Origin of the sequence: Marinobacter sp. UBA3604, from assembly GCF_002375325.1 — a bacterium.
Classification (GTDB): Bacteria; Pseudomonadota; Gammaproteobacteria; order Pseudomonadales; family Oleiphilaceae; genus Marinobacter; species Marinobacter salarius.
Window position 1 is genome coordinate 20044 of the sequence record NZ_DFMB01000055.1, and the last position, 26479, is coordinate 46522.

The window sequence follows — 26479 nt, forward strand, 5'->3', positions numbered from 1 at the left end:
GTGTCGAGTCTTGAGAGTGTCGCTCACATCAGAAAAAGGTGCCATCGAGAGGTGACGACGCACTGGCATAAAGCTTCTTCGGCATACGCCCCGCCAGATAGGCATCGCGGCCGGATTCAATGGCCAGGCGCATTGCCTTGGCCATGCGGATCGGATCCCGGGCCTGGGCGATGGCAGTGTTCATCAGCACGCCATCGCAACCCAACTCCATTGCCAGGGTTGCATCAGAAGCAGTACCTACACCGGCATCCACCAACACCGGTACATTGGCGTTCTCGACGATCAGGCGGATGTTGTAGCGGTTCTGGATACCCAGGCCGGAACCAATGGGTGCGCCCAGCGGCATGATGGCGATACAGCCCATTTCCTCAAGACGCTTGGCCAGCAACGGGTCGTCCGAGCAATACACCATCACCTTGAAGCCATCGCGGATCAGTTCCTCTGCGGCCACCAGGGTTTCGGTCATGTTCGGGTACAGGGTTTTTTCCTCACCCAGCACTTCCAGCTTGACCAGGTCATGACCATCCAGTAGTTCCCGTGCGAGCTTGCAGGTACGCACGGCATCTTTTGCGGTGTAACAGCCAGCGGTGTTAGGCAGCATGGTGTAGCGCTCAGGGGATACCACGTCCAACAAACTCGGTTCATCCGGGTTCTGGCCCAGATTGGTACGGCGCACGGCAAAGGTGACAATCTCAGCACCGCTGGCTTCAATCGCATGGCCGGCTTCAGCCATGTCCCGATATTTACCGGTGCCTACCAGCAACCGGGACTGGTATACCCGGCCGGCAATTTCGAGCGGTTTGTCTTCGGGAAGCGGTTTTTCGGAACGGTCACTCATGCTAAACACCTGAACTTGTTGATAAAATCGTGAAAAAGAATGGCAAGGCTGCAGTTAACCACCGCCAATGGCGTGGACCACTTCAACCCTGTCGCCGTCATTGAGGCTGAACGTGGCGTGCTGGCTGCGGGGAACAATATCTTCGTTGACTTCCACAGCGAATCGCTTGCCAACCAATGCCATCCGCTCTATCAATACCGCGACAGTGACTTCTTCGGGAAGCTCCATGGCGTCGCCGTTCACCTGTACCTGCATAACGTTACCTGCCTTAAACATCTGTCTCTAACGCCTGAATCCCGCCATCAGAACCAATATCCAGCCCACCATAAAGCCGATTCCTCCGACCGGCGTAACCGGCCCTATCCAGCGAAGGTCCGTTAGTACCAGAAGGTACAGGCTGCCACTGAACAACAGGATTCCGGCAACAAAAAAGCCGGCCGCAATGCCGAGCAAACGCCGCGACAGACCCGCAACCGGGAGTATCGCGACAAGAATTAACGCCAGTGAATGGTATATCTGATATGTGACGGCAGTCTGGAAAACTTCAAGCCCCCGCGCGTCAACTACACCACGCAACCCGTGTGCACCAAAGGCTCCTGCCATCACCGCTAACAGGGCAAACAGCGCGCCCAACACCAGTGCCGGGCGAAGGGGTTCTATCTGTCTAGCAGTCACAGTGGATCTTTTCCCCGGTATCAAGATTCATCAGGGTAAGCTTTCCACCCCAGACACAACCGGTATCCAGCCCGAAATAACGGGTGCTTTCAGTCTGGCCTTCCAGTGCTGCCCAATGTCCGAACACCACACGCACATCATCCTGGCGAGGGAAGCGAAACCAGGGTGCATAGCCATCCGGCGCCGACGCGGCCGACTCTTTGGCGGCGAGTTCCAGGGTGCCATCCTCGGCAATAAACCGCATACGGGTGAAATAGTTGGTAATGACCCGCCACCGATCCATACCACTGAGGTCCGGGTGCCAGCGTTCAGGCCAGTTCCCGTACATATCTGCAAAGTAGCTTTCGGCCTCGGGCCCGCGAATCACCGCTTCCACTTCCCGGCTGTAGCCGACCGCTTCTTCCACAGACCAGATGTGTGGCAGCCCGGCATGGACCATCACCAGATTGCGGTCTTCATCATGAACACAGAGATTCTGCTGCCGGAGCCAATCGAAAAGCCGTTGGTGATCCGGCGCTTCGAGTATATCGGCGAGCGTGTCCTTGTTCCTCAGAGCATGGCCACCCATGGCCACCGCCAGCAGGTGCAGGTCGTGATTGCCCAGCACCACCACTGCAGAGCTACCCAGGCTTTCAACGTAGCGCAGGGTTTCCAGCGAAGACGGGCCGCGGTTGATCAGGTCGCCGGCCACCCAGAGCCGATCCCGCGACGGTGAGAAATCCACCTTGGCGAGCACATCCAGGAGACGTTCATAGCACCCCTGGATATCGCCGATGGCGTAATCAGTCATGACTTACCTCATCAGCACCGAAATTTTCAGGTTTACTGTCGGCCAACAAATCGGCAATCGCAACATACTCTGCCAGGCCAAGGTTTTCCGGGCGCAGGCCATCGTTGATGCCAACGCTGTTGAGTTGATCCACGGAAACCATGCCGGCCAGCGCCTTTCGGAGGGTTTTTCGCCGGGCACTGAAGGCGGTGCGCACCACCGCCTGCAACAGCTTATAATCCTTTGCTGGATGCGGCAGCGTCTTATGGGGCACCAGCCGAACGATGGCGGAATCCACTTTCGGCGCTGGCCGGAAAGCGCCTGGGCCGACTTCAAACAACGGCTGCACCCGGCAGAAATACTGGGTCATGATCCCCAACCGGCCGTAGTTGTTGTCTCCGGGCACCGCCGCCATCCGTTGAACCACTTCCTTCTGCAGCATGAAATGCATGTCCTGCACCACGCCGGAATGCCCCAGCAAGTGGAAAATCAATGGCGTGGAAATATTGTACGGCAGGTTGCCGATGATCCTCAGGGGCTTGTCGGCAACCAGTTCGCCGAAATCAAACTTCAACGCATCCGCTTCATGAATGCGGAAGTTGGGGTAATTGAAGAATTTGGTCCTGAGCACAGGAATCAGGTCCCGATCCAGCTCCACCACCTGGAGGTTCGAGTTAACGGCAAGCATTTCCTCGGTGAGAGCGCCCAGTCCAGGCCCGATTTCCACAAGGGCATCGTCCGGCTTGGGATGGATAGCGCGAATAATGCGTTCAATCACGCCGGGGTCGTGAAGAAAGTTCTGACCGAAGCGTTTCCGGGCCTGATGGCCGTGTTTGCTACTCACTCGATAGGATCTCTTTTCGCTGAAGTTGCCATTCGTTCGCCCACCCGGATTGCCGTTTCCAGGCTGCCGGCATCTGCCCTGCCCGTGCCGGCCAGATCAAGGGCGGTGCCATGGTCGACGGAGGTTCGCACAATGGGCAGGCCCAGGGTGATATTGACCGCCCGGCCGAAGCCCTGGAATTTGAGAACCGGCAAGCCCTGGTCATGGTACATGGCCAGTACCGCGTCGGCGTTATCGAGCCAATGAGGAGTGAACAGGGTGTCCGCCGGCAATGGGCCCGTCAGGTCGATGCCTTCCCGGCGCAGCTTGTCCAGGGTCGGCTCGATGACGTCGATTTCTTCCCGCCCCAGATGTCCGCCTTCACCAGCGTGGGGGTTAAGCCCTGCAACCAGGATTCTGGGATGCTGAAGGCCGAAGAACTTGCGCAGGTCATTGTCCAGAATACGGGTGACCTGGGTCAGGCGCTCGGCCGTAATCGCCGCAGAGACGTCCTTCAGGGGCAAATGGGTGGTCACCAGTGCCACTCTTAACTCGTCCGTGGCCAGCATCATCACCACACGCTCAACACCACAGAGCTCCTGCAGGAACTCGGTGTGGCCACTAAAGGCGATGCCGGCGTTGTTGATAACGCCCTTGTGAACCGGTGCCGTCACCATCCCATCGAACGTACCATCAAGGCAGCCCTGGGCGGCTACTCGCAGGGTTTCCAGAACATAGGCGCTATTCGCCGGATCCAGCTGGCCGGCCGTAGTGGACGCCAATCCATCAACGGAAAGCACGGAGAGCCGGCCCGGTTCAGCAGTGGCTGGTGCTCCCGGCGCCCAGTCTTCCAGCTCTACATTCAACCCAAGCAGTCGGGCCCTCGCCTCCAGCAGAGGTTTGCTGGCCACCAACACAATGCCGGGCCCGCGTTTTTTCAGGGCCAGTTGCAAACAAAGCTCCGGGCCAATGCCCGCAGGTTCGCCCGCTGTCAGTGCGAGGATGACCGGCTGTGTCATGATTCGCTGTCAGCTCCGTAACCGCTCTTGAACTCAATAAACGCCTCGTCGCGGATCTCCCGCAGCCAGTTCTGCAGTTCGGTATCAAACTTGCGGCGGTAGATGGCCTGCCGCGCCTCGGATTCCCGTACATCACTGCTGATGTCCTGCTGACGACGGTCCTGCACCTGCAGAATGTGCCAGCCAAACTGGGAGCGGAACGGACCCTTGAGCTCGCCCACATCCGCTTCCATCATCGCCTGCTCGAACTCCGGCACCATCTGTCCGGGGCTGACCCATCCGAGGTTACCACCGTCAGAGCCGGAAACCGGGTCATCAGAGTGCTCCCGGGCGATGACGGCGAAATCGGCGCCATTATCGATTTGCTGATAGAGATCGCGAATGGTTGCTTCCGCCTGGGCTTCCGACACGGTTTCCGAGGTGCGTACCAGGATGTGACGGACTTTCGACTGCTCAATGAACTGAGCTTTATCACCACCGCGGCGATCCATCACCATCACCAGGTGGAAACCGCTGCTGTTCCTGAGTACCGGGGAGACGGTTCCGGTTTCAAGATCCGGGACCACATCGGCCACCAGTGACGGCAGTTGGTTCTCGGCACGCCATCCCATGTTGCCACCGTCGAGGGCATTGCTGGCATCGGATTCGGCAACGGCAACAGAGCGGAAGTCCCGCCCCTCAGTAATTTCTTCACGCAGTTGCTCCACCTTTTCGCGGGCAGCGCTGACCTCTTCCTCGTCATTAAAATCGTTCACTTCAATGAGGATATGGGCAAGCTCATACTCTGCATTGCTACGGCCCTGCCCCTCCATTGCCGCAAGGTAGTTCTCAACTTCCCGATCCGTAACCCGCACGCGATTGCCAACCTGACGCTGCTGTACCCGGCTGGTAATCATCTCGTTGCGAATCTGCTCACGGGCCTCGCGATAGGTGACGCCCTCCTGGACCAGTTGTTGCTCGAACTGGGCCAGCGTCATATTGTTGCGCTGGGCAATGGATGCCAGGGTTTCATTGAGCTCGTTGTCGCTGATGCGCATCCCGGCCCTGTCTGCCATCTGTAACTGGATGGACTCGCTGATCAGCTGCTCCAACACCCGTTCTTCCAGAATATCCCTGGGGGGCAATCCGGTTCCCTGAGCGCGCAGGCGTCCGGTAATGGTGCTGATCCGTGCCTCGAGCTCGGACTGAAGAATAACGTCGTCGTTAACGACCGCCACCACTTGATCAAGCAGTTTACGGTCCGCCTGCACGGTTGCGGATACCATCACAACCATCAGTGCCAGCATCATTTGTGCGCAATGGCGAAGGTTCGCCTTCATAGTCACCTCTAGTATGGAAGAATACTGCCTGTCACCCCGGCATCCCGAGCCTGACTGTCAGGCATCAGCGATCACCGAAACGGCGACGTTCCCTTTCGTCAAAGCCGTAGATGGCTTCGGAAATCTGGCTGGACGATCCGCCGCTCCCGCCCAGTCCTTTGAGCTGGATCTGGAACAGCATACGACTCTCAAGCTGTTCGTCGTCCGTCAGGTAGTTCTGGTGCACCAGCTGCACACTCCAGCAACAATTATTGTATTCCAGCCCGGCCAGTGAACCGACCGTACGATCAAGCTCGGAATCGTAGACCCAGCGGCCGATCAGACTAACACGGTCTGTGACAGGAAAAACGCCCCCGATATCCGACTGTTCAAATTCATCAGCCACGTAGGTGTGGCCCAGGCTGGCCAGATATCGGTAATCATCGGAGTGAAAAACCAGCTGGCTACGACCTTCCTGGGTCTCGTTTGTGTCTGGTTCCCACAGACCTGAACTGCGGATTTCCAGGCCGTCCACAGGCCGCAGAACCACTTCACCGGCCAGAGGCGAATCACTGGCATCCGAGGCACCCTTCCCGTCCAGCAGCTCCACCTCCCGGTCGTCATAATAGTGCACCTGACCAATGCTGAAACGCGCTCGCTCAGCACCTGTCACCAGGTCATTGAAGCGGCTGGTCAGTGCCACTGTTAGCTGATTACTGTCGCCTACCCGATCACCACCGCTAAAGCGGTTACGTTCGAACAGCTGGTCAAAACTGAACGAGCGGATGGCGGTGTCAAAGTCCGGAATGTAGGACTGGTCAGACTCTGCGTCTGCCCAAGCATAGTAGAGTCGCGGTTCAAGGCTTTGATTGTAGGGAATATCAAACAGAGTGGACTGGCGGTCGAAGTACAGGCCGGAATCCCATTCCGCTACTGGAACGGTGCGGTCGAAACCGGGATCTCGTGCCGTGTAATCCTCCAGTTCGTAACGCGTGTAGTCCACGCTGACTGAAGGTCTGACATAGCCCCAAAGAGCCCGCATAGGCAACGCCACTTCGGGTATGGCCCGTAAGCGATGGCCGTTCGCCTGGTCGAGCCCTGTCAGGTCGTCATTATCGCGGTAAAAATAAGTGTATTGGCTTTCCAGGTTCAGTTCCGCTGGCCCCGCATCAACGCTGGCACCGTACAATACTTCCGGCAACTGTGAGTAGGGAATGTCCTCGTCGGCGATAGTATCAGTGATCGTCTGGTAGCCATTAAGATAGGTCTCGAAATACTGGGAGGAATCCCGGTAGCGCACGCCACCACGGCGCCGTAGGTGTGTCGCGCTATTGATCTCGAGGTTGCGATTGAGGTCACTGAGGTAGTCGTCGTCGCTAACCACGGAATAATCTCCGTAGCCGGTCCAGCCGTATCCGAATCTCGCCTGGGTACTGAAATCAAGACCCCAGCGTTCGCCGCCTTGCGAGGGAAATTCCTCCTCGTACTCGGTGTCGTTGCCCGCGTAGCCTAGCTGAAGCACCGATTCGCCCAGACTGCTGAGGTAACGCCCCTCCGCCTCGGTAAACAATCCACGCCCATGTATGTACTGGGGCGTCAGCGTCGCGTCGTAGTGCGGCGCCAGGTTGAGGTAGTAGGGAACCGACAGGAAAGCGCCGCTACCCGCATTGGAGGTACCGAAAGACGGATAGAGAAAGCCTGTCTTGCGGCGGTCGTCAATAGGGAAGCTGGCATAGGGCCAGTAGAACACCGGGATATCACTGATCTCAAGGCGCACATGCTTTGCCGTGCCCACACCTTCGCCCTGGTCCAGGTGGATGTCCGACGCCACGATGGACCAGTCGTTGTTGTCTGGGGCGCAGGTGGTCAGTGAGCCGCCACGAATCCGCACCTGGTCTTCCGCCGTGCGGGAGAGCTGAGTGGCCGAACCCCGCATTTCCGGGCCGTGCAGGAGAAAGGTCGCCGTATTGATGTCAACCCGGCCGCTGTTGACGTCGTAGTCCGCACGCTCGCCGGTCAGCAGGAAGCCATCACCGCGGCTGGTCAACGGCCCTTCAATGGCCACCGCACCGGTTGCCTGGTTGTAGCGGGCCTCGGAGCCAGTCACCCGGAACCCCGGCTGCTCCAGACGAACATCTCCCCGCAGAAACAGTTCGTTGTCGAGTTCATACCGCGCATTGAGCCCACTGGCCTGTAGGGGCGCCTGACCATTTTTCGCTGCCGGCTCACCTGCGTTTCCCTTTCCCACCCCCGGGACCGCGGAAGGCAAATAGCCACCCCCGCAGAAGTCCGGCAGGGATCGACGGACATCCTCCGGCAAATCAGACTTGGGCCGCCACTCAATCTCGGCAGCCGAAGGGGCGGCTTCCTGAGCATAAACCACCGAAACTGGTGCCAACATTGTGCACCCCGTAACGGACGCAAACAGCAACCCGAGACGGTGCCGCATGCGGGGCGTTGGCATTCGCAGCTTCCTTGTTGGGGCTGGCACGGTGAGCAGGTTCCTGTCCAGAATGGATTCGCGGCTGTCGGAGATACTTAACAGCGGCCTAGTTTACACGGCGCCCTTTGCCTTGTTAACGGAAACCGGCCTTTGTTAACGGAAACCAGCCATTGCTGCAAAACCGTTTTACCGCCTCTATACTGATCTGCTAACTTTCGGCCATGGGCCCGCAGGTTCGTTGCGGCCAGGTCACCGATAACTTCTGAGCCAGGAAAACAGCCAATTTCATGGATACCCGCCTGACAATGCTCACCCAGTGGGTCAGAGACCTTCCCGGTTTTGACCAGGCGACACCCGAGCCAGTATCCGGGGACGCGAGCTTCCGCCGCTACTTCCGCGTCAGCGGCGACCCTCATGGCACCGGGCCACAACCCTATATCGTGATGGATGCGCCGCCCGAGCATGAAGACTGCCACCCCTTCGTAGCTATTGCCCATCACTGGCGCAGCCTTGATATCGCTGTGCCGGACATCGTCCACGAAGACCTGACCCGGGGGTTCCTGCTGCTGGAAGACTTCGGTGACGCCCTGATGCTCAGCGCCGTGAACCACACCAACACTGACCGGCTTTATGGCGCGGCAATGGATGAACTGGTCCGCATACAGCAGGCCGACGACGCACCCGACTACCCACTTCCCGCTTATGACATCGCCCTGCTGGATCGGGAAATGGCCTTGTTTCCGGACTGGTTGCTGACACAACAATTGGGGCTGACTCTCTCCAACGGCGAACGCGCGCTGCTGGACACCACCTTCGCCTTCCTGCGTGAGAGCGCCCTGGCCCAACCGAACGTGGCAGTGCACCGTGACTACCATTCCCGCAACCTACTGGTCCGCCCCGGCAACACGAGGCCCGGCGTAATCGACTTTCAGGACGCGGTGCGCGGCCCGGTCACTTACGATCTGGTATCGCTATTGAAAGACTGCTATATCCGCTGGCCGGAAGAACGCATCGACCAGTGGACAGACCATTTTCGCGTACTCAGCGCCGAGGCCGGCCTTCACAAGGCTGACAGGGACACCTTCCGCCAATGGCTGGAGCTCATGGGCATGCAGCGCCATCTGAAAGCTGCGGGCATCTTTGCCCGGCTGGCCATACGTGACGGCAAAACCGGCTTCCTGAAGGATGTTCCCCGTACCGTGGGCTATCTGGTGGAGGCCAGCAGCCGTCAGGCCGCCCTGCGCCACTTCCACGAATGGCTCACGGAAACCGTGGTGCCACCCATTGAGCAACGGATCGGCCCTGTGGAGACATTCGGCCAGTGAAAGCGATGATTCTCGCGGCCGGCAAAGGCGAGCGCATGCGGCCGCTGACCCTGACCACTCCGAAGCCGCTCCTGTCTGCCGGCGGTAAGCCGCTGATCGTGCACCACCTGGAACGGTTGAAAGCCGCTGGTTTCCGGGAAGTTGTGATCAACCATGCCTGGCTGGGCACACAGATCGAAACGGAACTGGGTAACGGTAGTAATGTCGGGCTGGCCATTGAATACTCGCGGGAAAGCGACCCCCTGGAGACCGCCGGCGGAATTCTCCACGCATTGCCCCTGTTAACCAGCAGCGGCGACGAGTGGTTCGTTGTGATCAACGGAGACATCTGGTGCGATTTTGATCTCGCGCAACTGACGCCACCCGAAAATGCAGACGCGTTACTGGTCATGACGGGTAACCCTGACCACAACCCAGCGGGCGACTTCTGCCTGCAAGCGGATGGTACGGTGATTGACAACGGCCCCGAAACGCTGACCTTTACCGGCATCAGCCTGCTAAACCGAAACCTGTTTTCAGGGTTGCAACCGGGCGCCCGGAAGCTGGCTCCAATCCTGCGAGATGCTATGACCCGGGGACGCGTCACAGGCATCCGTCACACCGGACACTGGATGGATATCGGTACACCGGAACGGCTACGCGAGCTGGATCGGATGCTTAAGGAAGGCGGGGGCTGAGCCATGACCTCTGAGACCAGAGACAATAACCTGCCCGCACGCATGGAAGCGGAGTTCAGTGAGCTGCTTGGAGAGCTGACCGCCTGCGGCCACCAGGCCAACGAATTGCTGGTCAGAACCCGACTGCCGCGTTGGTGCCGCCGGAGCCTGTTCTTTTTCCTGGGCTACATCGCCAAATCGGAAGGACGGGTTACGGAGAAAGACATCGGTTTCGCCGAAACCCTGATGAAGGCCCTGAAACTCTCCGGTCGCCAGCGGCGCAAAGCCATTGACAATTTCCGCAAGGGCAAGAGCGCTGAGCGCATCCCTACCCTGAAAGCCCTGCGCCTGCGACTGACCCACAGAATCTGGCCTTCGCCCTCGCTACGCGTTGCCATCTGCCTTTGCCACGCGGCGCAGCTGCAGGGACGCCCCGAGAAGCCCCGCCGCTATCGCTGCGAAGACGCCATTGACCAGATGGGGCTGCCGATCAGAGTCAGCGATGACATTCTCGAAAGTTACGCCAGCAAGGTCTGGATCACCGAACCGGAAGGCCAGCCACGGCCCTCCAGCTTCGAGCAGGCCTGCCAGGTCCTCGGCGTTACCCGCCGTGACAGCCGCGAGGTTATCAAACGGGCCTACCGGAAGAAGGTGTCTGAATGCCACCCGGACAAGCTGGCACAACAGAAGCTGAGCCCGGCGGAACTGACCAGGGCGAAAGACCGCCTTCTTCGCTACCAGCAGGCCTGGGAACTGATCAGCCAGCGCCTTTCGGTTTGAATCCGACATTTTGAGTTCGACGCCAAGCTTGCTAGACTTCGGCATCAGTATCACTTATTGAAGGCATGCCCACGGACCAGCGGCGTGCAAGACCCACTGAAAAGGAACATTCCCATGGGTAAGAAACTCATCCTGCTCGGCGACATCGGAACCGATCACCAAGGCTTCCCTCCAACCCCCGTCATTACCGGCAGCGCTACCGTGCTGATCGACGGCAAGCCCGTTGCTCGACTCGGCGACCAGCTCGCCATGCACTCCAAGCCCAAGCATCCACCACACCCCCGCACCATCGCAGTTGGAAGCCCAACCGTGCTGATTGAGGGCAAGCCGGCCGCTCTGACCGGCGATGCTGTGAGCTGTGGTGGAGTTGTCATCGGCTCATCCACCGCCGTGGGTGGCTGATCATTTCCTAGCGTTCGGAGGCAAGCCAGGCTGAGACGCGATTGGTAAGCGCTTGCGCCTCCCTGGGCTGTGGCTGTTCAGCCATTGCGACAGGTTGTCGGGAGTAGCCTGCAATCCCTGCCCGCCGGAATGCAGCCTCCCGTTGCTTTGGCGACCTTTGAGTCGCGCCCCCGGCGTCCAACGAGCTGCGGGCACTGTAAAGCTCCAGCACTTTCAGCGCGCCAGACTCACCAAGTGACTCCGCCAGGGCTTTCGAATCGCTCTGATCAAACACCGGCGCAATCCAGACCAGCGCCGACACATCCTGCCCCCCGCTGGCCGTGGCCGCGTGGGTGACATGACCAGCCGCCCGGCCGACGCCAGCCATGGCCACCCGGCTGTAACCACGACCAACCAGGTTGCCAACCGCCGCAGCCAGGGCCTTCTGGATGCGGGCGCGGTACTGGCTTGCCAATGCCTCGACATCCTCACTGGCCATCACATCAATCATCACCGACTCGTCGTCCACAGATTTTTCGCTCGTTTCATCGGCGGCGTCCGTTTCCGGCATGCCAGCGTCTTCGGGTGACCCGAAGTCCCGTTGTCGACGCGCTTCCTGTAGCTCATACGGCGGTGTCTCAAGCCCGACCACCATGACGGCCCAGCCGGCACGTGCCATCGGTTGCCGCAGGGCGGCAGCCAACCCGGAGGCGGGTGATTGCCCCTCATCGGCAAGAATCACCAGTGCGCCCTTCGCGGGGGTCTCGGATTCTGGCTCAAACAGGGCCAGCACAGGCTCTTCTTCCGGCGGTTCCAGCCATATTGACGAGTCCGGCCAGATTCTGGCGATTGCATCCGAATCGAGCCCCGTCGATATCAACGGCCTTTCAACAGCCGCCCCGGCGGGTTTTTCAGCTTCCTGGCCGGTCGGGTTGGCACTCTGGTCCTGCGCGTCTTTCTGCGCCTGCGCCAACGCTGGCGGGGCCCAAAAAGCAATAAGGCAGGCCAGGATGACCAGACCCTGCGTAACCGTTTTTTCAATCCATCTGCTCACAGGCTGTCACTCATTCCGTGCGAAAAATCACCATCAAACTGGTAGACTAGCAGCTTTGCGGCCCAGCAGCTTTTTGCAGCCTTTTGCAGAGAGAACCGCTGTACGCGCCATCATCGATATCACTATCAATACGTTCAAGAGAGCCGTCATGAACCCTTTCCAGATTGCCCCGTCCATCCTCTCAGCCGATTTTGCCCGACTGGGCGAGGAAGTCGATAACGTACTGGCCGCCGGCGCCGACATTGTCCACTTCGACGTCATGGACAATCACTACGTACCCAACCTCACCATCGGCCCCATGGTCTGCGAAGCATTGCGCAAACACGGGGTTACCGCTCCAATTGACGTGCACCTGATGGTATCGCCGGTAGACGACTTGATCCGGATGTTCATTGATGCCGGCGCCAGCTACATCACCTTCCACCCGGAAGCCTCCAAACACATCGACCGTTCCCTGCAGTTGATTCGTGAAGGTGGGTGCAAGGCGGGCCTGGTGTTCAACCCGGCCACACCACTGCACTACATTGATCACGTGATGGATAAGCTGGACATGATCCTGCTGATGTCCGTAAACCCCGGTTTCGGCGGCCAGAAGTTCATTCCAGGCACTCTCGACAAACTGCGTGAAGCCCGCAAGCGCATTGATGCCAGCGGCCGCAATATTCGCCTGGAAATCGACGGTGGCGTGAAAACCGACAACATCCGCGAGATCGCCGAGGCTGGCGCCGACACCTTCGTGGCCGGCTCCGCCATCTTCAACACCGACGACTACAAGACCACCATCGACGGAATGCGGGCGGAACTGGAACTGGCCCAAAAAGGCCTGAACCAATGAGCCTGGCGGGGCTATTCAACCAGCGCTGGCCGGGGGTTGCCCTGTTTGACCTGGACGGCACACTGGTAGACAGTGCCCCCGATCTGGCGGCGGCCATTGATGCCATGCTGGAACAGTTAGGTCGCCGCAAGGCCGGCATCGACAACGTGCGCCAGTGGGTCGGCAACGGTGCCGGCGTGCTGGTACGCCGCGCCCTGGCAGGCCAGGCGGACTGGGAACCAGTCAGCCCAAAGGACGACGCCCTGTTCAACGATGCACTGACCATGTTCTACCATGCCTACGAAAACCTTAATGGCCGGCATGCCGTACTCTACGGCGGCGTGGAGGACTGCCTGACCCGTCTTGCCGCCCACGGCTGCCGCATGGGCATCGTCACCAACAAGCCGGAACAGTTTGTGGCACCGTTGCTCGAGCAGATGGGCATAGAACACTGGTTCGATATCAGCATCGGTGGAGACACCCTGCCGGTGCGCAAACCAGACCCGCAACCGTTGATCCATGCCATGACCGAATTGGGCGGCACCCGGGGCACCACGGTGATGGTGGGCGATTCGGTCACCGACATCAGCGCGGCCCTGGCAGCAGGCATTCCTTCGGTGGCGGTACGATACGGCTACAATTACGGGGCGCCCGTGGATTCGCTCGGCGCGGATGCCGTTGTTGATTCCCTGGCCCAGCTTTTGTAATCTCACAGGATATTGATTTGAAACCTTCAATTCGGGAGATTCCTGCCGTGCAGGGACTGAGTCTGATGACAGCGCGTGGCGTACTGACAACCCGCGCGACACGATGGTGGCGATGGCGCACCGGCTGAATGCCGCCCGAAAGTCCTCCATACAGATCAGATTCAGGAACCGTTATCATGACACCCGAGCAATTCGCCGAGCTCGCCAAGGCCGGCTTTAATCGTATCCCCGTATACCGCGAAGTCCTTGCCGATCTGGACACGCCCCTGAGCACCTATTTCAAGCTGGCCAGCGGCCCCTATTCCTACCTGTTTGAATCCGTCCAGGGCGGTGAAAAGTGGGGCCGCTATTCCATCATCGGCCTGCCAAGCCGGGAAGTTCTAAAGGTCTATGATCACACCGTCACCATTACCCGCGAGGACAAGGTGATCGAAGAAACCACGGTCGACGACCCACTGGCCTTTGTGGAAGACTACCAGGCCCGCTTCAACGCGCCGGACCTGGAGGAGTTGCCCCGCTTCAATGGCGGCCTGGTTGGCTATTTCGGTTATGACACCGTGCGTTACATCGAAAAGCGCCTGCGCAACACCTGCCCGCCGGACAAGATCGGCACGCCCGACATCCTGCTGATGGTGTCCGACGATGTGGTGGTGTTCGACAACCTGCGCGGCAAACTGCACCTGATTGTCCATGCCGACCCAAATCAGGAGGGCGCCTACGAACAGGCACTCCAGCGAATTGACGACCTGGAGTCCCGCCTGCACCGGCAGACGGCCAACGCGCCCCGCACGCCGGAACATCTGCGCGGTAAAACCGTGGATGAGAGCGACTTTATTTCCGGGTTCAACCAGGAAAAATTCGAAGCGGCCGTCGGCCACATCAAGGAATACGTGCTGGACGGCGACGTGATGCAGACGGTGATCTCGCAACGCATGTCGATTCCATTCGAGGCGCCACCGCTGAACCTGTATCGCTCTCTGAGGGTGCTGAACCCGTCCCCCTACATGTATTTCCTGGATCTGGGAGACTTCCAGATTGTCGGCTCCTCGCCGGAAATCCTGGCACGGGTGGAAGATGACGAAGTCACTGTGCGCCCCATCGCCGGCACCCGAAAGCGTGGCGCCACCGATGCCGAGGACCGGGCCATGGAATCGGAACTGCTGGCCGACCCCAAGGAAATCGCCGAGCATCTGATGCTGATCGATCTGGGCCGCAACGACGCTGGCCGGGTGTCTGAAACCGGCACGGTGAAGCTGACGGACAAGATGATTGTGGAGCGTTACTCCCATGTGATGCACATCGTCTCCAACGTCACCGGTCGTCTGAAAGACAACACCAGTTGCCTGGACGTGTTGCGCGCCACCTTACCCGCCGGCACCCTGAGCGGTGCCCCCAAAATTCGCGCCATGGAAATCATCGACGAACTGGAGCCGGTGAAGCGCGGTGTCTATGGCGGCGCCGTGGGTTACCTGTCGTTCAACGGCAACATGGATACCGCCATTGCCATCCGCACGGCGGTAATCAAAGACAACACCCTGCATATTCAGGCAGGGGCCGGCGTGGTGGCCGACTCGGTGCCCCGCCTTGAGTGGAAGGAAACCATGAACAAGGGCCGCGCGATTTTCCGCGCCGTCGCCATGACCTACAACGATTTCGACCACTGAGGCGGAGGATAAGATTATGTTGCTGATGATCGATAACTACGACTCCTTCACCTACAACGTGGTGCAGTACCTGGCCGAGTTGGGCGAAGATGTTCATGTCTACCGCAACGACGAGATCACCGTGGAGGGCATCGAAGCCCTGAAACCGGAGCGCCTCGTTGTCTCTCCCGGCCCCTGCACGCCCAACGAGGCCGGCATTTCCATGGCCACCATTCGCCACTTTGCCGGCAAGTTGCCGATTCTGGGCGTTTGCCTCGGCCACCAGGCCATCGGGCAGGTATACGGCGGGAAGGTTATTCGCGCCGGGCAGGTGATGCACGGCAAGGTATCTGCGGTCTACCATAAGGACCAGGGCATTTTCCGTGGCTTGAGCAACCCGCTGAAGGCGACCCGCTATCACAGCCTGGTGATCGACAAAGACACCCTTCCGGATTGCCTTGAAGTCACTGCATGGACTCGCAATGACGATGGCTCGGTGGAAGAAATCATGGGCGTTCGGCACAAAACACTGCCCATCGAAGGTGTACAGTTCCATCCAGAGTCTATTATGACGGAACAGGGCCATGAGCTGCTGCGCAACTTTCTGAAGACACGATAAGAGGCCACCACATGGACATGAAAGAAGCACTGAACCGCATCGCCTCCAACCTGGACCTGTCCACGGAGGAGATGAAGGACGTTATGCGCATCGTCATGAAGGGTGAAGCCACCGATGCGCAGATTGGGGCCTTTCTCATGGGGCTGCGCATCAAGAGCGAAACCATCGACGAAATCACCGGCGCCACCGAAGTCATGCGGGAACTGGCCACCCGCGTGACGGTCAACGCCGACCCACTGGTGGATATCGTGGGCACCGGCGGTGACGGTGCCAACTTGTTCAACGTATCCACCGCGGCGTCTTTTGTGGTCGCCGCAGCCGGTGGCTTTGTGGCCAAGCATGGCAACCGTGCCGTGTCCTCCAAGAGCGGCAGCGCGGACCTGCTGGAAAAGCTGGGTATCAACCTGCAGATGGCGCCTGAGGAGGTTGCACGCTGCGTGGAGGAGATCGGCGTTGGCTTCATGTTCGCCCCGGCCCATCATGGCGCCATGAAACACGCCATTGGCCCTCGCAAGGAACTGGGTTGCCGTACCCTATTCAATATCCTTGGCCCCATGACCAACCCGGCCAGCGTCAAGCGCCAGTTGATCGGTGTGTTCACGAAAGAGCTGTGTCGCCCCATGGCGGAGGTTCTGCACCGCCTGGGTGCCGAACACATTATGGTGGTGCACTCGAAGGATGGCCTGGACGAAATCAGCCTGGCCAGCGCCACCCATGTGGCGGAGCTGAAAAACGGCGAAGTCACTGAGTACGACATCACCCCGGAAGACCTGGGCATCAAGAGCCAGGCGCTGGTTGGTCTCACGGTGAATACCGCCGAGGACTCCCTGAAACTGATCCGTGCCGCGTTCGGTCGTGGTCATGATGAAATGGCTGAGAAAGCGCGGGATCTTATCGCCCTGAACGCCGGCGCAGCAATTTATGTGGCAGGCCTGGCGAAGACGACGGCGGAAGGCGTGGAGATGGCGCTGGACGCCATGGGCTCAGGCTTGGCAGCCGGCAAGATGTCCGAGCTTGCTGACTTTTCGCAGTGTTTCTAATACGAGCCTGACAATGACTGACAGACATCTGGACAAGACGCCTACCATCCTGCGAAAGATCGTTGATCGGAAGTGGGAGGAAATTGATGAGCGTACGCGCAGGGTTTCTATTGGCGATCGGAAGGCCATGGCTGGCAATCAACCGCCAGCGCGGGGCTTTGCGAGCGCCCTTCGCCGACGCATCGAACAGCAAACGCCTGCGGTCATTGCCGAGATCAAAAAAGCCTCCCCCAGCAAAGGCATTCTCCGCGATCCGTTTGTTCCCGAGGCCATCGCCGAAAGCTATGAAAAAGGCGGTGCCGCCTGCCTGTCAGTACTCACTGACAAGGATTTCTTCCAGGGTCATGAAGACTACCTCCAAGCCGCCCGCGCCGCCTGCAGCCTGCCGGTCATCCGCAAGGACTTCATGGTGGCGCCGTATCAGGTCTACGAGAGCCGGGCTATTGGCGCCGACTGCATCCTGCTGATCGCCGCCTGCCTGACCAGGGACCAGATGCAGGAGCTGGAAGGCATTGCCCATGAAATTGGCCTGGACGTGCTGGTCGAGGTTCACGACGGCGAGGAAATGGACGATGCCCTCACCCTGAAAACACCGCTGGTGGGCATCAACAACCGCAACCTGCACACCTTTGAGGTCTCACTGGATACCACCTTCGACCTTCATGAACGGATTTCGGCCGACCGCCTGACGATCACCGAAAGTGGCATCATGACCCGGGCCGATGTGACAGCCATGACCGATCGCGGCATCTACGGCTTCCTGGTGGGAGAGTCGTTTATGAGGGCTGAAGAGCCAGGAAAAAGACTGGCCGAATTCTTCTTCCCTGACTGCTGAATTTTCGATGAAGCTTTGGAAGACTACCTCAGAAGTCTGAGCACTTTGTCGGATTTATGATTCAGAAATTGTGCGGAGCCAGGGATGGCGGAGCCCAAGCGCACACGGACGTGTTCATAGCGTATTTCTGAATCATAAATCCGACAAAGTGCCGGCACCAAACTAATCTTCAGGCTTCTCCAGGGCCTCTTGCAGCAATTCGAGTAAATGCGCTGGCATCCCTTCGGCCAGCTTCAGCGCGGCTTCATGCCCACGCGGAGACATCTTGCCCCAGGTACGGCGGACAATGCGCAGCCATTTCTCCCGGTCGTAATCGGCTTTTTCCTCATAGAAATCCGCGAAATAGCGTTCTAGGAAGACCATGCAGGCAACGTCTTCCAGCAGCTGTGTGTCTGCGTCCTTGCGCAACTCCCGCTTGGTCAGGATGGTTTCCACCTTCTGGCATTCTTCCTGTGGGTAGCCACATTCCTCCATGATTCCGGCGGCCCGGCGGCCATGCATGCGGCCACAGGCCTGGCGCCATTCGTAATAGGCCTTGCGACCTTCCGGGAAATCGCTACGGGGGATGGTCCAGCGCTCGATGTGCTGGGCGCGGCAGGCAATCTGCATGCGTTCGGAGGGCTGCGGCTCAAGCTCAAACAGCCAGCGGGTCATGTGCTGGCTGTAGGCGTATTCCTTGGGCAAGGGTATTCCGCCAACCTGCTCGATGTTGGGGTCTGCACGGTTGGCGGTATCGATTCTATCAAGAACACAGGCCAGTAGGGTCTGTTGGGTCATCGGGTCATACCTGGGCGGAAGGACGTTGCTTGATGCGATCATACCAGGCCTGGAGGTTGGCCTGCTCCGGCTTGATGCGAATATCCACCACACGGGCGAAGGCCACCGTGGTAAAGGCATTAATATCCGCGGCCGTGAACCGGTCGCAACAGATGTATTCCCTGCCATCCAGATGCTTGTTCAGGAAGTGCATGAATTTTTCCACCGACGTGCGGCACTCCTCACCCCATTCCTTGATCGGGTTCATGCGGTCCTTGAAATAGCCGCTGGTATGCTGAAAACACATACCGGTGGGAAGGAAAAAGGAGAACTCGATCCACCGCAGCCACTGTTCCACCTGCGCTTTCTCCAATGCTGTGTCCCCAAGCAGGGTTGGCGCATCCGGATAGCTTTCTTCGAAATAGCGGCAAATCGCCATGGTTTCGGCGATGCAGGTGCCGTCGTCCAGTTCCATCACGGGTACTTTCTTCATGGGGTTCCTGGCCGCGTACTCCGGCGTCAGGTTCTCACCCTTCTGCAGATCGATCTCAACAAACTCAGCCTTGTCCAACAGGCCCTTTTCAGACATGAACATCCTTACCCGGCGTGGGTTGGGCGCTGTCTTGGTCTCAAAAATTTTCATTGTTATCGACTCCAATCCAAAAAAGTAACTCGGGGTGAATCTGAGGAATTGTGTAGAAGACTGACGCGGAACACCGGTTGCGTCAAGCAACCGTAATCATTTGGGCAGCCAGTTTTTTATCTGCTGGATGACCCATTCAGGGTCGTCCATTGGCAGGTCATGGCCGGCGGACGAATGGACTTTCAGCGTCCATTGCCAACGCTGCTCAAACACCTTACTGCAGCTCCAATGGACAATACGGTCACCCTTGCTGGCGAGTACAAGTGCGTTCGGCAGAGGGCGTTGAGGCAGGGGTTTGTAGGCCATCGCCGCTTTCATCTGGGCATAGGCGTTGGCATAGCTGACTGGCCGCTGGCGCTGGATGCTGTACCAGTGTTTCATGACATCGAGGTCGACCGGTCGATTGCTCGTCAACCGCAGAACATCCACCTCACGATCGAACAGTTCCCGGCGCGTCAGGAGGCGAACGATACGAGGCCAGGCCCTCGGACGCATCCGTCGCCAGGGCAGGCTGAATCCGGAACTCGTGTTGATCAGCACCAGGTTCTGAATTTCACCCTCGGTGACATGCTGAGCCCAGTCCAGGGCGACCATCCCGCCCATGGACAAAGCGATGAGATTGTATGGCGCTGGAATGTGACCAACACTGCGGCGAACCTTCTCCCGGATCTCCGCGATACGGTCAGGGCTGGAATCCTTGAAGTGCACGCCCGTGCCCGGAAGATCAACCAGATGAAACTGATGACCGGGAAAGGCTTCCTCAAGCCTGTGGGGAAAAGAGCCCCAGTGTGACTGCTCCCGGGTCAGTCCGCGCAACAGAATCCAGTGCATTGTCAGTGATGATCCCTGTACCAGTGGGCGATGGCGGCCTCCCTTAGCATGGACGCCTCATCCGAGTGCGGCAACCAGTTTTCGTGATGGGCGGCGGCGCTGACCAGGAAATCGATAAAGGTCAGGTGACTTCGCAGTACGCGCCGATGGCGATGGGGTACCAGCGGATTGAAAAAGCCGTCCAGTCGCAGCAACTGTCGTGGGCGCTTCTTGATCCATCGCCAGGAGCCCAGTTCCAGGGTAAGGGGAATAAAGGCGCCCTCACCGCTGCGGTTGATCTTCTTGTAGAAATAGTCCCACAGATCGCCGTGGGTCAGGTAATGACGGGACTGGGGCTCGAAGCGATAGTTGTGTTCCGGCCAGGCCTGCTCCCAGATCAGCTTCAACGCCATCACCGATTCGATCCGTCGCATGGGGCGACGACGGTAGGCATAGGGGAACCAGATCTGGTCCTGCCAGCCGAAACCGGAATGACAGTCCAGCGCGACACTGAAAGGACGGCCTGGCAGGAGCTCCGAGATCACCGACTCAAGGGCCTGGTTCTCCGCTTCCATACCCTGCTCGGGATCACCAATGAACCACGGCAGGCGCGGAGAGAAGCGCTGCCCGCCCAACAGGAACGCACTGCGGTCCTGGGCGGTGATCGGTGCGTTGCGCATCAGGTCGACCCCGTTGGGATTGCTGCGCTGATTCAGGTACATGCCGCCAGGGTTGAGGATGGGCAGCAGGGTAACCCGCACTTTTTTCAGCAGGGCCTGGAGATGCCCGTCCCAGGACATCCTTGCCAGCAGATTGCGCAACCAGGCCATGACGACTTCGCTGCCGATGCGTTCAAGACCGTGAACGCCACCCACCAGCATCACCACTGGCGCATCGGGCGCCTCGCTGCCGAGGTCTACCCGGTAGATCGGCAGGTCAATGTGTTTCAGCGCAACCCGAGAGAGCGTCTTCACAGTAACCTGTCCCGGCGCTTCCGCCAGCACACGCTCAAGACGAATCATCTCCGGCAGAAAGGTTCTCAGCAGATGGCGTTGGCGGCTATCCCGACGGGCCTGTTCGGCAGGAATAGCAGAATGGGGGGTCAGTTTGCGCAATTCAGTCATGGGGCTCTCCCGTTTCAGACAACCCTTCAAACTACTGCTGAATTGCTTCAGTTCGTTGACACTGGGGCTCAAAACACCGGAAAGCATGTGCATTTTCTGGCGACATTTTACATGAATGGCTTGTAACTCACGCTCAGGGCGTTACTCTAAAGATACGTAGTAACCGAGGTCACAACATTTGTCTTGCCCTCTGAAAACGCAGTATCAATACGGCGTCTTCACCTCTAGAGCGGTCTTCAGAACCGCTCCAGCGGATCTGTTTCCGCGTATTTTCAAAATCCATAAGGAGAACCAATCATGCGAAAGCTAACGCCAGTCGCGCTGCTTTGCGCGATGTCCGTGCCTGCACTTGCTCAGGCCGATTGCGGTGAAGTTTCCATCACCGAAATGGGCTGGGCATCCAACACGGTTGTCACCAGCGTCGCCAAATTCATCATGGAGCAGGGGTACGGCTGCGATGTCACCGTGGTTCCCTCCGACACCGTCCCCGCTGTTACCTCGGTCGCCGAAAATGGTGAACCGGACATCGTTACCGAACTGTGGCTCAACTCCGCAGGTGAGGCCTACCTGGAACTGGAAGAACAGGGCAAGATCGAGCGCCTGACAAAAGTACTGGAGCCCGGTGGCGTTGAGGGCTGGTGGATTCCAACTTACCTGGCCGAGAAGCACCCGGAACTGACCACCATCGAAGGTGTCATGGCTAATCCGGAACTGGTGGACAACCGCTTCAACAATTGCCCAAGTGGCTGGGGTTGTCGTGTGGTCAGTGACAACCTGGTTAGGGCGCTCGACCTGGAAAACTCTGGCATTGAGGTGTTCAACCACGGTTCCGGTGAAACCCTGGCCTCGTCCATGGCCTCCGCCGTGCAGTCTGAAGAGCCCTGGTTTGGCTATTACTGGGGCCCCACTGTCCCGCTCGGCAAGTTCGACATGACCCGCGTCGAACTGGGTGATTACAAGCCGGAGGTTCATACCCGTAATCAGACCCAGGAAGCGGACAACCCTGGCGTGTCTGAATTTCCTGCCGCCACCGTACTGACATCCGTGACCACGGACTTCAAGGATCGTGAGCCGGAAGTCGCGGAAATGCTCAGCAAGCTGACATTCAAAACCGACACCATGAGCGCCCTGTTGGCGTGGATGGATTCCAACAACGCGTCTGCAGAAGAAGCGGCCGTGTATTTCCTGAGCAACAACAGCGACGAGTGGTCAAGCTGGCTGAACGATTCGGCCAAGAAACGCCTGGCTTCGGTGCTGGGAGAGTAATCTCTCCACCTACCCTGACAGGGCCGTCTCCCGGCCCTGTCAAACCGAACAGGCGAACTCACATTACCCATTTTCATCTGAACGCTTCTGGGAACTGACCGCAAATGGCGACCTACGATTTCGTGTTTTCATCACTGGGTCTGGAAGACTGGTGCTCTGACGGCCAAAGTGATGCCCCCATGTCGATGGCGGCGTTGCTGCAAAAAACCAAAGGAACGGACGCCGAAGCAGAGTCACTATGGGACCTGCCTTTTCCATCCATGGACGCGCTTAACGAGTCCTGTGCGGCCTTCCCCAAATCCAGGGAACTGACAAAAGGTCTTGAAGAGGGCTTCCTGTCCATCAAGGACAGTCTGAGTGTTGTTCTGGACCCTTTGACCCAACCACTAAGCTGGTTTCTGGACGGGACACTCTACGGCATGCTGAACACGCCCTGGTGGATCGTGATACCGGCGCTGCTGGCCGTGGTGTTTGTCGTCACCAAATCCTGGAAACTGGTGGGATTTGTGGCGGGCAGCCTGGTTCTGCTGGCCTTTATTGACTACTACCAGTATGCGATGGAGACGCTGTCGATCATCTTTGTCTGCGCGTTCCTCTGTGTGCTGCTGGGCGTGCCCATCGGCATTGCCATGTCCCGCAGCGACATGATGCAGCGCCTGACCATTCCCGTGCTCGACATGCTGCAGACACTGCCGCCCTTTGTGTACCTGATTCCGCTGATCTTCCTGTTCAGCGTGACCGAGTCCAAGCTCTACGGCATTGCCATCATCCTGTACGCCATTGTGCCGGTCATCCGTCTCACCAACCTGGGTATCCGCCTGGTGGACAAGGATGTAATCGAAGCCGCTGACGCCTTCGGGATGACCAGCCAGCAGAAACTCTTCAAGGTCCAGATTCCACTGGCGCTGCCCAACATTATGGCGGGTGTAAACCAGACCATTATGATGAGCCTGGCCATGGTTGTTATCGCTTCCCTGGTGTCGGCACCGGGGCTCGGGGTGCTGGTGCTTCAGGGCATTCGCAACCTGGAGCTGGGTGTCGGGCTGGTTGCCGGCCTTGGCATCGTGATTCTGGCGGTGATCCTTGACCGGGTAACCAAGGCCTCACTGGCGCGCATCAACGCCTCACAGAAACAGTAAGGGAGCGAATCGTGGACCGGGATATCAAGATTTCCATCCGGAACCTCTACAAGATTTTCGGCCCCATTCCCGATGTCGCCCTGGCGTATGTGCGCCGGGGTATGGGAAAGGCCGAACTGCTGGAAAAGCACAACCACGTACTGGGTCTCCAGGATATCAACGTGGATATGCGAGAAGGCGAGATCACCGTCATCATGGGTCTGTCGGGCTCAGGCAAGTCCACGTTGATACGCCATCTCAACCGGCTGATCGAACCCACTGCGGGTGAGATCAAGGTGGATGGCAAAAACGTACTCGCCTTCGACGAGGACGGATTGCGGAAGCTGCGGCGTGAACAAATGTCGATGGTTTTCCAGAAATTCGCCCTGCTTCCCCACAAGACGGTGCTGGAGAACGCCGGCATGGCGCTGCTGGTAAGAGGCCATACGGTGCGGGACTTCGAGGACGAAGCCAAGAAATGGCTCGCCCGGGTGGGGCTGGAAGGCAACGAAAACCAATACCCGCACCAGCTATCCGGCGGTATGCAGCAGCGCGTGGGCATTGCCCGGGCACTCGCATCCAACTCGCCCGTGATGCTGATGGACGAGGCCTTCTCCGCCCTGGACCCGCTGATTCGCTCCGACATGCAGGACCTGCTGCTGGAGTTGCAGGAGGAACTGAAGAAAACCGTGGTGTTCATCACCCACGATCTGGACGAGGCGCTAAAGCTGGCTGACCACCTGGTTATCCTCAAGGACGGACACATCGTCCAGCAGGGCGAACCCCAGGAAATTCTCATGCATCCCAACGATCCGTACATTACGGATTTCATCAGCGACATCAATCGTGCACGGGTTCTGAGAGTGCGTTCCGTGATGGCAAAAACCACGGAACCCCCCGCTGACAGTGCCGGCGACATTTCCGATCGGGACAACCTGGAGTCGGTGATCGCAAGGTCCGACGGCGATACCGACCTTGTCTATCGGGTGGTCAAAAAAGGCAACCAGGTAGGCATTCTCGAGATGAAAGAACTGGTCAAGGCACTGGTGCCGGTCGATGCATCGGAAGGAGACAATCGCAGCCGTTACTGATCGGGGGCCATCCCGGTGGAGGTGGGCTCCTGGATGACAGCAGCGTGACAGACGGGCTATTATAAATAGGTCGCCGTAGCTTCGCGGTGCCCCAGACAACGATCATGCCCAGACTGGCAGTGGCTCTACTAACCGTACTCCTGTTGCACGGCTGCTCACCTCCTCCTGACGAAGAGAGCCCTTCTTCAGACGTCGACACGCAGACGCCAACCAATGAGGCCCTGTCCGCTGCCCTTTCCAATACGACACCCCGGCCCCGGACGATCGTTATCGCATCCGATCCCTGGTGCCCCCATAACTGCGAAGCGGGGAGCGATCGCGAGGGCTACATGGTGGACATTGCCCGCGAGGTCCTTGGCGAAGCCGGCTATACCGTGGAGTACGTCAACGTTAGCTGGGCACGGGCGCTGCAATTAACGCGTGAAGGTCAACTGGACGCAGTGGTCGGTGCCTTCACAACCGATGCCCCGGATTTCGTGTTTCCAGACACCCCCCAGGGGCGCTCAGCCATTGCGCTGTTTACCCACCCTGACAACCGCTGGGTATACGACGGGCTGGCGTCGCTCCATAACCAGAAGCTGCTGGTCATCAATGGGTACTCCTATACCGATGAGCTGGACCAGTACATTGAGGAGCATCAGGCCAACCCGGAACGAATCTGGGTGATCGCGGGGCCGTCACCCCTTGATCGGGCCATCTACCTGCTGGACCAACACCGTACTGACATTTTTGCGGAAGATATCTACGTGATGGCCTGGTGGGAAATGAACAACAACGACACTGTCCCCGCGCCACGGCAAGCAGGGTTGGTCGACGAAATCGATGCCTTCGTCGCGTTTTCCCCGGTACGGGAAGACGCAAAAGAACTTGCGAAACTCTTAACGGAAGGCACCCGACAACTCATGGACAGCGGCCGGGTACAGCAGATCCTGGACCAATACGGTCTCAGTCTGTGGACTGAAATGCCCTGATCAGACGTCCATCTCCGGTCACCAGCAGCAACTCACCGTTCCGGCCAATGTCGAAGCGTCGAACCTCACCCAACAGCGACAGGAATCGGTCTTCCTGGTTCATCAATGCCGGCGCACAGGCTTTTCTGGTTGACGCCATCCGGGTGAACTCGAGCCCTTCACCCGTCAAATTCCATCCACCGCTGAATTGATTGCAGGACGCACGCCCTGCCACACGCTGATCCGCCAGGAAGTTCAGTGTCACCCGGGAACTGTCAATAATCCCGCGGCCACCAATGTCTTCAACAACCCACTCAGTTCCCCGAAGCAACCGCTCAGGATCCCCTCCGCAGCCCTGGGATTCTTCTCCGTTTACGGCCAGCCGCACCTGTCGAGGATAGGGCATGCCGGTCATGGAATCGCGACACAGTTGGCTTGCTGTCTTCAGCGATACCCGAACGCCATCACCTTCAGCCTCGAAAGTACGTCCCGTGGTCGCGCTCTCGACAACCTCGTAGCGTAGTGCAATCGGCTCCTTGCCCATTTGCTCCACCACCAGTTGCCCCGGCTCAAGAACTGCCCGCCAGAACGGCTCGTTCCCCCGGGCGATAAACGGCTTCTCGACAGCGCCCGGAACCAGGCATAGCGGCAACGCCTGCCCGTCTATTGTCAATGTGGCAGTGTCACCCTTGCTCCAGAACTGGGTGCCATCGTTGTCGGGGTCCACAAAGCGCGCACCGGAGGCACTTTCCTTTTGCTTCAACACCATTTTGTCGCTGCCGAACGTTATCGTCAGACCACTGCGGTCTTCGTGGTAGTCGAGGCCTATATCAGCCTGGCCGCATGCCATGGTATTGACGGCAAGGCCGTCACCGGCGCGTTGATCCTCGGTGGATGCACAGCCCGCGACCAGCAGGACGCTGACCAAGGCCGGCAAAGAGGCGGCGATTCCTTTCATTGTTTATTCCTCATTCCCTGTGGTTGTAACAGTTGCAGATTATC

Annotated in this window: 28 protein-coding genes; 14 read left to right on the forward strand and 14 right to left on the reverse strand. The window is 58.7% G+C overall.

Annotation, left to right across the window (positions count from 1 at the left end; all coding sequences use genetic code 11):
- Window positions 1-28: 28 nt before the first annotated feature.
- The 8 genes from B2590_RS16165 to B2590_RS16200 form a co-directional block, all read right to left on the reverse strand.
- The gene (locus tag B2590_RS16165) at window positions 29-838 is read right to left on the reverse strand and encodes a thiazole synthase (protein ID WP_286847998.1); all 810 of its coding nucleotides are present in this window, start codon (window positions 836-838) and stop codon (window positions 29-31) included.
- Window positions 839-892: 54 nt separating this feature from the next.
- Window positions 893-1093: a sulfur carrier protein ThiS gene (gene thiS, locus B2590_RS16170; RefSeq protein ID WP_286810012.1), complete on the reverse strand. Its 201-nt coding sequence runs from the start codon at window positions 1091-1093 to the stop codon at window positions 893-895.
- Between the two features lie 27 nt (window positions 1094-1120).
- Window positions 1121-1441, reverse strand: a complete 321-nt coding sequence (locus B2590_RS16175) for a DUF423 domain-containing protein (protein WP_278368397.1) — start codon at window positions 1439-1441, stop codon at window positions 1121-1123.
- Between the two features lie 61 nt (window positions 1442-1502).
- Window positions 1503-2303, reverse strand: coding sequence for a symmetrical bis(5'-nucleosyl)-tetraphosphatase (locus B2590_RS16180; protein WP_036210987.1), 801 nt, complete (start codon window positions 2301-2303; stop codon window positions 1503-1505).
- Window positions 2296-3126, reverse strand: coding sequence for a 16S rRNA (adenine(1518)-N(6)/adenine(1519)-N(6))-dimethyltransferase RsmA (gene rsmA, locus B2590_RS16185; RefSeq protein WP_036210985.1), 831 nt, complete (start codon window positions 3124-3126; stop codon window positions 2296-2298). Before rsmA ends, B2590_RS16180 begins: the two co-directional genes overlap by 8 nt.
- A complete protein-coding gene (gene pdxA / locus B2590_RS16190) occupies window positions 3123-4124 on the reverse strand; it encodes a 4-hydroxythreonine-4-phosphate dehydrogenase PdxA (RefSeq protein ID WP_278368391.1) in 1002 nt (333 codons plus the stop codon). Before pdxA ends, rsmA begins: the two co-directional genes overlap by 4 nt.
- Window positions 4121-5443: a peptidylprolyl isomerase gene (locus B2590_RS16195; RefSeq protein WP_278368392.1), complete on the reverse strand. Its 1323-nt coding sequence runs from the start codon at window positions 5441-5443 to the stop codon at window positions 4121-4123. Before B2590_RS16195 ends, pdxA begins: the two co-directional genes overlap by 4 nt.
- A 64-nt stretch (window positions 5444-5507) precedes the next feature.
- Window positions 5508-7823, reverse strand: coding sequence for an LPS-assembly protein LptD (locus tag B2590_RS16200; protein ID WP_286810013.1), 2316 nt, complete (start codon window positions 7821-7823; stop codon window positions 5508-5510).
- Window positions 7824-8152: 329 nt separating this feature from the next.
- On the opposite strand from B2590_RS16200, the gene B2590_RS16205 reads away from it, so the two are divergent.
- The 4 genes from B2590_RS16205 (at window position 8153) to B2590_RS16220 (ending at window position 11028) form a co-directional block, all read left to right on the forward strand.
- Window positions 8153-9190: an aminoglycoside phosphotransferase family protein gene (locus tag B2590_RS16205; RefSeq protein ID WP_127401891.1), complete on the forward strand. Its 1038-nt coding sequence runs from the start codon at window positions 8153-8155 to the stop codon at window positions 9188-9190.
- Entirely contained in the window at window positions 9187-9867 is a 681-nt protein-coding gene (murU, locus tag B2590_RS16210) for an N-acetylmuramate alpha-1-phosphate uridylyltransferase MurU (RefSeq protein ID WP_127401892.1), read from the forward strand. Before B2590_RS16205 ends, murU begins: the two co-directional genes overlap by 4 nt.
- 3 nt (window positions 9868-9870) lie before the next feature.
- Complete coding sequence (locus B2590_RS16215) at window positions 9871-10626, forward strand: DnaJ domain-containing protein (RefSeq protein ID WP_127401893.1); 756 nt, start codon at window positions 9871-9873, stop codon at window positions 10624-10626.
- 114 nt (window positions 10627-10740) lie between these two features.
- Entirely contained in the window at window positions 10741-11028 is a 288-nt protein-coding gene (locus tag B2590_RS16220) for a type VI secretion system PAAR protein (RefSeq protein WP_127401894.1), read from the forward strand.
- A gap of 7 nt (window positions 11029-11035) precedes the next feature.
- Here B2590_RS16220 and B2590_RS16225 read toward each other — a convergent pair whose 3' ends face one another.
- Window positions 11036-12061, reverse strand: coding sequence for a DUF3530 family protein (locus B2590_RS16225; protein WP_127401895.1), 1026 nt, complete (start codon window positions 12059-12061; stop codon window positions 11036-11038).
- Between the two features lie 148 nt (window positions 12062-12209).
- Between B2590_RS16225 and rpe the strand changes: the two genes are divergently transcribed.
- The 6 genes from rpe (at window position 12210) to trpC (ending at window position 17719) form a co-directional block, all read left to right on the forward strand.
- Window positions 12210-12896: a ribulose-phosphate 3-epimerase gene (gene rpe, locus B2590_RS16230; RefSeq protein WP_127401896.1), complete on the forward strand. Its 687-nt coding sequence runs from the start codon at window positions 12210-12212 to the stop codon at window positions 12894-12896.
- Entirely contained in the window at window positions 12893-13582 is a 690-nt protein-coding gene (locus tag B2590_RS16235; RefSeq protein WP_127401897.1) for a phosphoglycolate phosphatase, read from the forward strand. The genes rpe and B2590_RS16235 overlap by 4 nt, the downstream gene beginning before the upstream one ends.
- Before the next feature lie 176 nt (window positions 13583-13758).
- Complete coding sequence (gene trpE, locus B2590_RS16240; protein WP_127401898.1) at window positions 13759-15246, forward strand: anthranilate synthase component I; 1488 nt, start codon at window positions 13759-13761, stop codon at window positions 15244-15246.
- A 16-nt stretch (window positions 15247-15262) separates the two neighbouring features.
- On the forward strand, window positions 15263-15844 hold the full coding sequence (locus B2590_RS16245) for an aminodeoxychorismate/anthranilate synthase component II (protein WP_036210957.1): 582 nt from the start codon (window positions 15263-15265) through the stop codon (window positions 15842-15844).
- A gap of 11 nt (window positions 15845-15855) precedes the next feature.
- The gene (trpD, locus tag B2590_RS16250) at window positions 15856-16884 is read left to right on the forward strand and encodes an anthranilate phosphoribosyltransferase (protein WP_127401899.1); all 1029 of its coding nucleotides are present in this window, start codon (window positions 15856-15858) and stop codon (window positions 16882-16884) included.
- 13 nt (window positions 16885-16897) lie between these two features.
- Complete coding sequence (gene trpC, locus B2590_RS16255; protein WP_286810009.1) at window positions 16898-17719, forward strand: indole-3-glycerol phosphate synthase TrpC; 822 nt, start codon at window positions 16898-16900, stop codon at window positions 17717-17719.
- A gap of 162 nt (window positions 17720-17881) precedes the next feature.
- On the opposite strand, the gene B2590_RS16260 is transcribed toward trpC, so the two are convergent.
- From B2590_RS16260 to B2590_RS16275, 4 genes are all read right to left on the reverse strand, one after another.
- Window positions 17882-18496: a DUF4202 domain-containing protein gene (locus B2590_RS16260; RefSeq protein ID WP_286810010.1), complete on the reverse strand. Its 615-nt coding sequence runs from the start codon at window positions 18494-18496 to the stop codon at window positions 17882-17884.
- 4 nt (window positions 18497-18500) lie between these two features.
- On the reverse strand, window positions 18501-19118 hold the full coding sequence (locus B2590_RS16265) for a glutathione S-transferase family protein (RefSeq protein WP_036210943.1): 618 nt from the start codon (window positions 19116-19118) through the stop codon (window positions 18501-18503).
- Between the two features lie 96 nt (window positions 19119-19214).
- The gene (locus tag B2590_RS16270; RefSeq protein WP_127401901.1) at window positions 19215-19949 is read right to left on the reverse strand and encodes an alpha/beta fold hydrolase; all 735 of its coding nucleotides are present in this window, start codon (window positions 19947-19949) and stop codon (window positions 19215-19217) included.
- Between the two features lie 2 nt (window positions 19950-19951).
- On the reverse strand, window positions 19952-21052 hold the full coding sequence (locus tag B2590_RS16275; RefSeq protein ID WP_085678757.1) for a M14 family zinc carboxypeptidase: 1101 nt from the start codon (window positions 21050-21052) through the stop codon (window positions 19952-19954).
- 297 nt (window positions 21053-21349) lie between these two features.
- Here B2590_RS16275 and B2590_RS16280 point away from each other — a divergent pair, with 297 nt between their 5' ends.
- From B2590_RS16280 to B2590_RS16295, 4 genes are all read left to right on the forward strand, one after another.
- Window positions 21350-22318, forward strand: coding sequence for an ABC transporter substrate-binding protein (locus B2590_RS16280; protein ID WP_127401902.1), 969 nt, complete (start codon window positions 21350-21352; stop codon window positions 22316-22318).
- A 104-nt stretch (window positions 22319-22422) separates the two neighbouring features.
- Window positions 22423-23457, forward strand: a complete 1035-nt coding sequence (locus B2590_RS16285; protein WP_091642485.1) for an ABC transporter permease — start codon at window positions 22423-22425, stop codon at window positions 23455-23457.
- 11 nt (window positions 23458-23468) lie between these two features.
- The gene (locus B2590_RS16290; RefSeq protein ID WP_036210930.1) at window positions 23469-24527 is read left to right on the forward strand and encodes a betaine/proline/choline family ABC transporter ATP-binding protein; all 1059 of its coding nucleotides are present in this window, start codon (window positions 23469-23471) and stop codon (window positions 24525-24527) included.
- A gap of 104 nt (window positions 24528-24631) precedes the next feature.
- The gene (locus tag B2590_RS16295; RefSeq protein ID WP_036210927.1) at window positions 24632-25498 is read left to right on the forward strand and encodes a substrate-binding periplasmic protein; all 867 of its coding nucleotides are present in this window, start codon (window positions 24632-24634) and stop codon (window positions 25496-25498) included.
- Here the strand turns inward: B2590_RS16295 and B2590_RS16300 are convergent.
- Window positions 25473-26435 (reverse strand): META domain-containing protein, encoded by a 963-nt coding sequence (locus B2590_RS16300; RefSeq protein ID WP_127401903.1) that lies wholly within the window; start codon window positions 26433-26435, stop codon window positions 25473-25475. The genes B2590_RS16295 and B2590_RS16300 overlap by 26 nt on opposite strands.
- Window positions 26436-26479 lie beyond the last annotated feature (44 nt).

Coding starts and splice junctions, on each gene's coding strand:
- B2590_RS16270 (WP_127401901.1), bottom strand. CDS start 19,949: ATGCACTGGATTCTGTTGCGCGGACTGACCCGGGAGCAGTCACACTGG.
- pdxA (WP_278368391.1), bottom strand. CDS start 4,124: ATGACACAGCCGGTCATCCTCGCACTGACAGCGGGCGAACCTGCGGGC.
- B2590_RS16245 (WP_036210957.1), top strand. CDS start 15,263: ATGTTGCTGATGATCGATAACTACGACTCCTTCACCTACAACGTGGTG.
- B2590_RS16175 (WP_278368397.1), bottom strand. CDS start 1,441: ATGGCAGGAGCCTTTGGTGCACACGGGTTGCGTGGTGTAGTTGACGCG.
- B2590_RS16165 (WP_286847998.1), bottom strand. CDS start 838: ATGAGTGACCGTTCCGAAAAACCGCTTCCCGAAGACAAACCGCTCGAA.
- trpC (WP_286810009.1), top strand. CDS start 16,898: ATGACTGACAGACATCTGGACAAGACGCCTACCATCCTGCGAAAGATC.
- B2590_RS16260 (WP_286810010.1), bottom strand. CDS start 18,496: ATGACCCAACAGACCCTACTGGCCTGTGTTCTTGATAGAATCGATACC.
- B2590_RS16235 (WP_127401897.1), top strand. CDS start 12,893: ATGAGCCTGGCGGGGCTATTCAACCAGCGCTGGCCGGGGGTTGCCCTG.
- B2590_RS16295 (WP_036210927.1), top strand. CDS start 24,632: ATGCCCAGACTGGCAGTGGCTCTACTAACCGTACTCCTGTTGCACGGC.
- B2590_RS16280 (WP_127401902.1), top strand. CDS start 21,350: ATGCGAAAGCTAACGCCAGTCGCGCTGCTTTGCGCGATGTCCGTGCCT.
- B2590_RS16220 (WP_127401894.1), top strand. CDS start 10,741: ATGGGTAAGAAACTCATCCTGCTCGGCGACATCGGAACCGATCACCAA.
- B2590_RS16285 (WP_091642485.1), top strand. CDS start 22,423: ATGGCGACCTACGATTTCGTGTTTTCATCACTGGGTCTGGAAGACTGG.
- trpE (WP_127401898.1), top strand. CDS start 13,759: ATGACACCCGAGCAATTCGCCGAGCTCGCCAAGGCCGGCTTTAATCGT.
- B2590_RS16300 (WP_127401903.1), bottom strand. CDS start 26,435: ATGAAAGGAATCGCCGCCTCTTTGCCGGCCTTGGTCAGCGTCCTGCTG.
- trpD (WP_127401899.1), top strand. CDS start 15,856: ATGGACATGAAAGAAGCACTGAACCGCATCGCCTCCAACCTGGACCTG.
- B2590_RS16275 (WP_085678757.1), bottom strand. CDS start 21,052: ATGACTGAATTGCGCAAACTGACCCCCCATTCTGCTATTCCTGCCGAA.
- thiS (WP_286810012.1), bottom strand. CDS start 1,093: ATGCAGGTACAGGTGAACGGCGACGCCATGGAGCTTCCCGAAGAAGTC.
- B2590_RS16200 (WP_286810013.1), bottom strand. CDS start 7,823: ATGTTGGCACCAGTTTCGGTGGTTTATGCTCAGGAAGCCGCCCCTTCG.
- B2590_RS16205 (WP_127401891.1), top strand. CDS start 8,153: ATGGATACCCGCCTGACAATGCTCACCCAGTGGGTCAGAGACCTTCCC.
- B2590_RS16265 (WP_036210943.1), bottom strand. CDS start 19,118: ATGAAAATTTTTGAGACCAAGACAGCGCCCAACCCACGCCGGGTAAGG.
- B2590_RS16195 (WP_278368392.1), bottom strand. CDS start 5,443: ATGAAGGCGAACCTTCGCCATTGCGCACAAATGATGCTGGCACTGATG.
- B2590_RS16180 (WP_036210987.1), bottom strand. CDS start 2,303: ATGACTGATTACGCCATCGGCGATATCCAGGGGTGCTATGAACGTCTC.
- B2590_RS16215 (WP_127401893.1), top strand. CDS start 9,871: ATGACCTCTGAGACCAGAGACAATAACCTGCCCGCACGCATGGAAGCG.
- rpe (WP_127401896.1), top strand. CDS start 12,210: ATGAACCCTTTCCAGATTGCCCCGTCCATCCTCTCAGCCGATTTTGCC.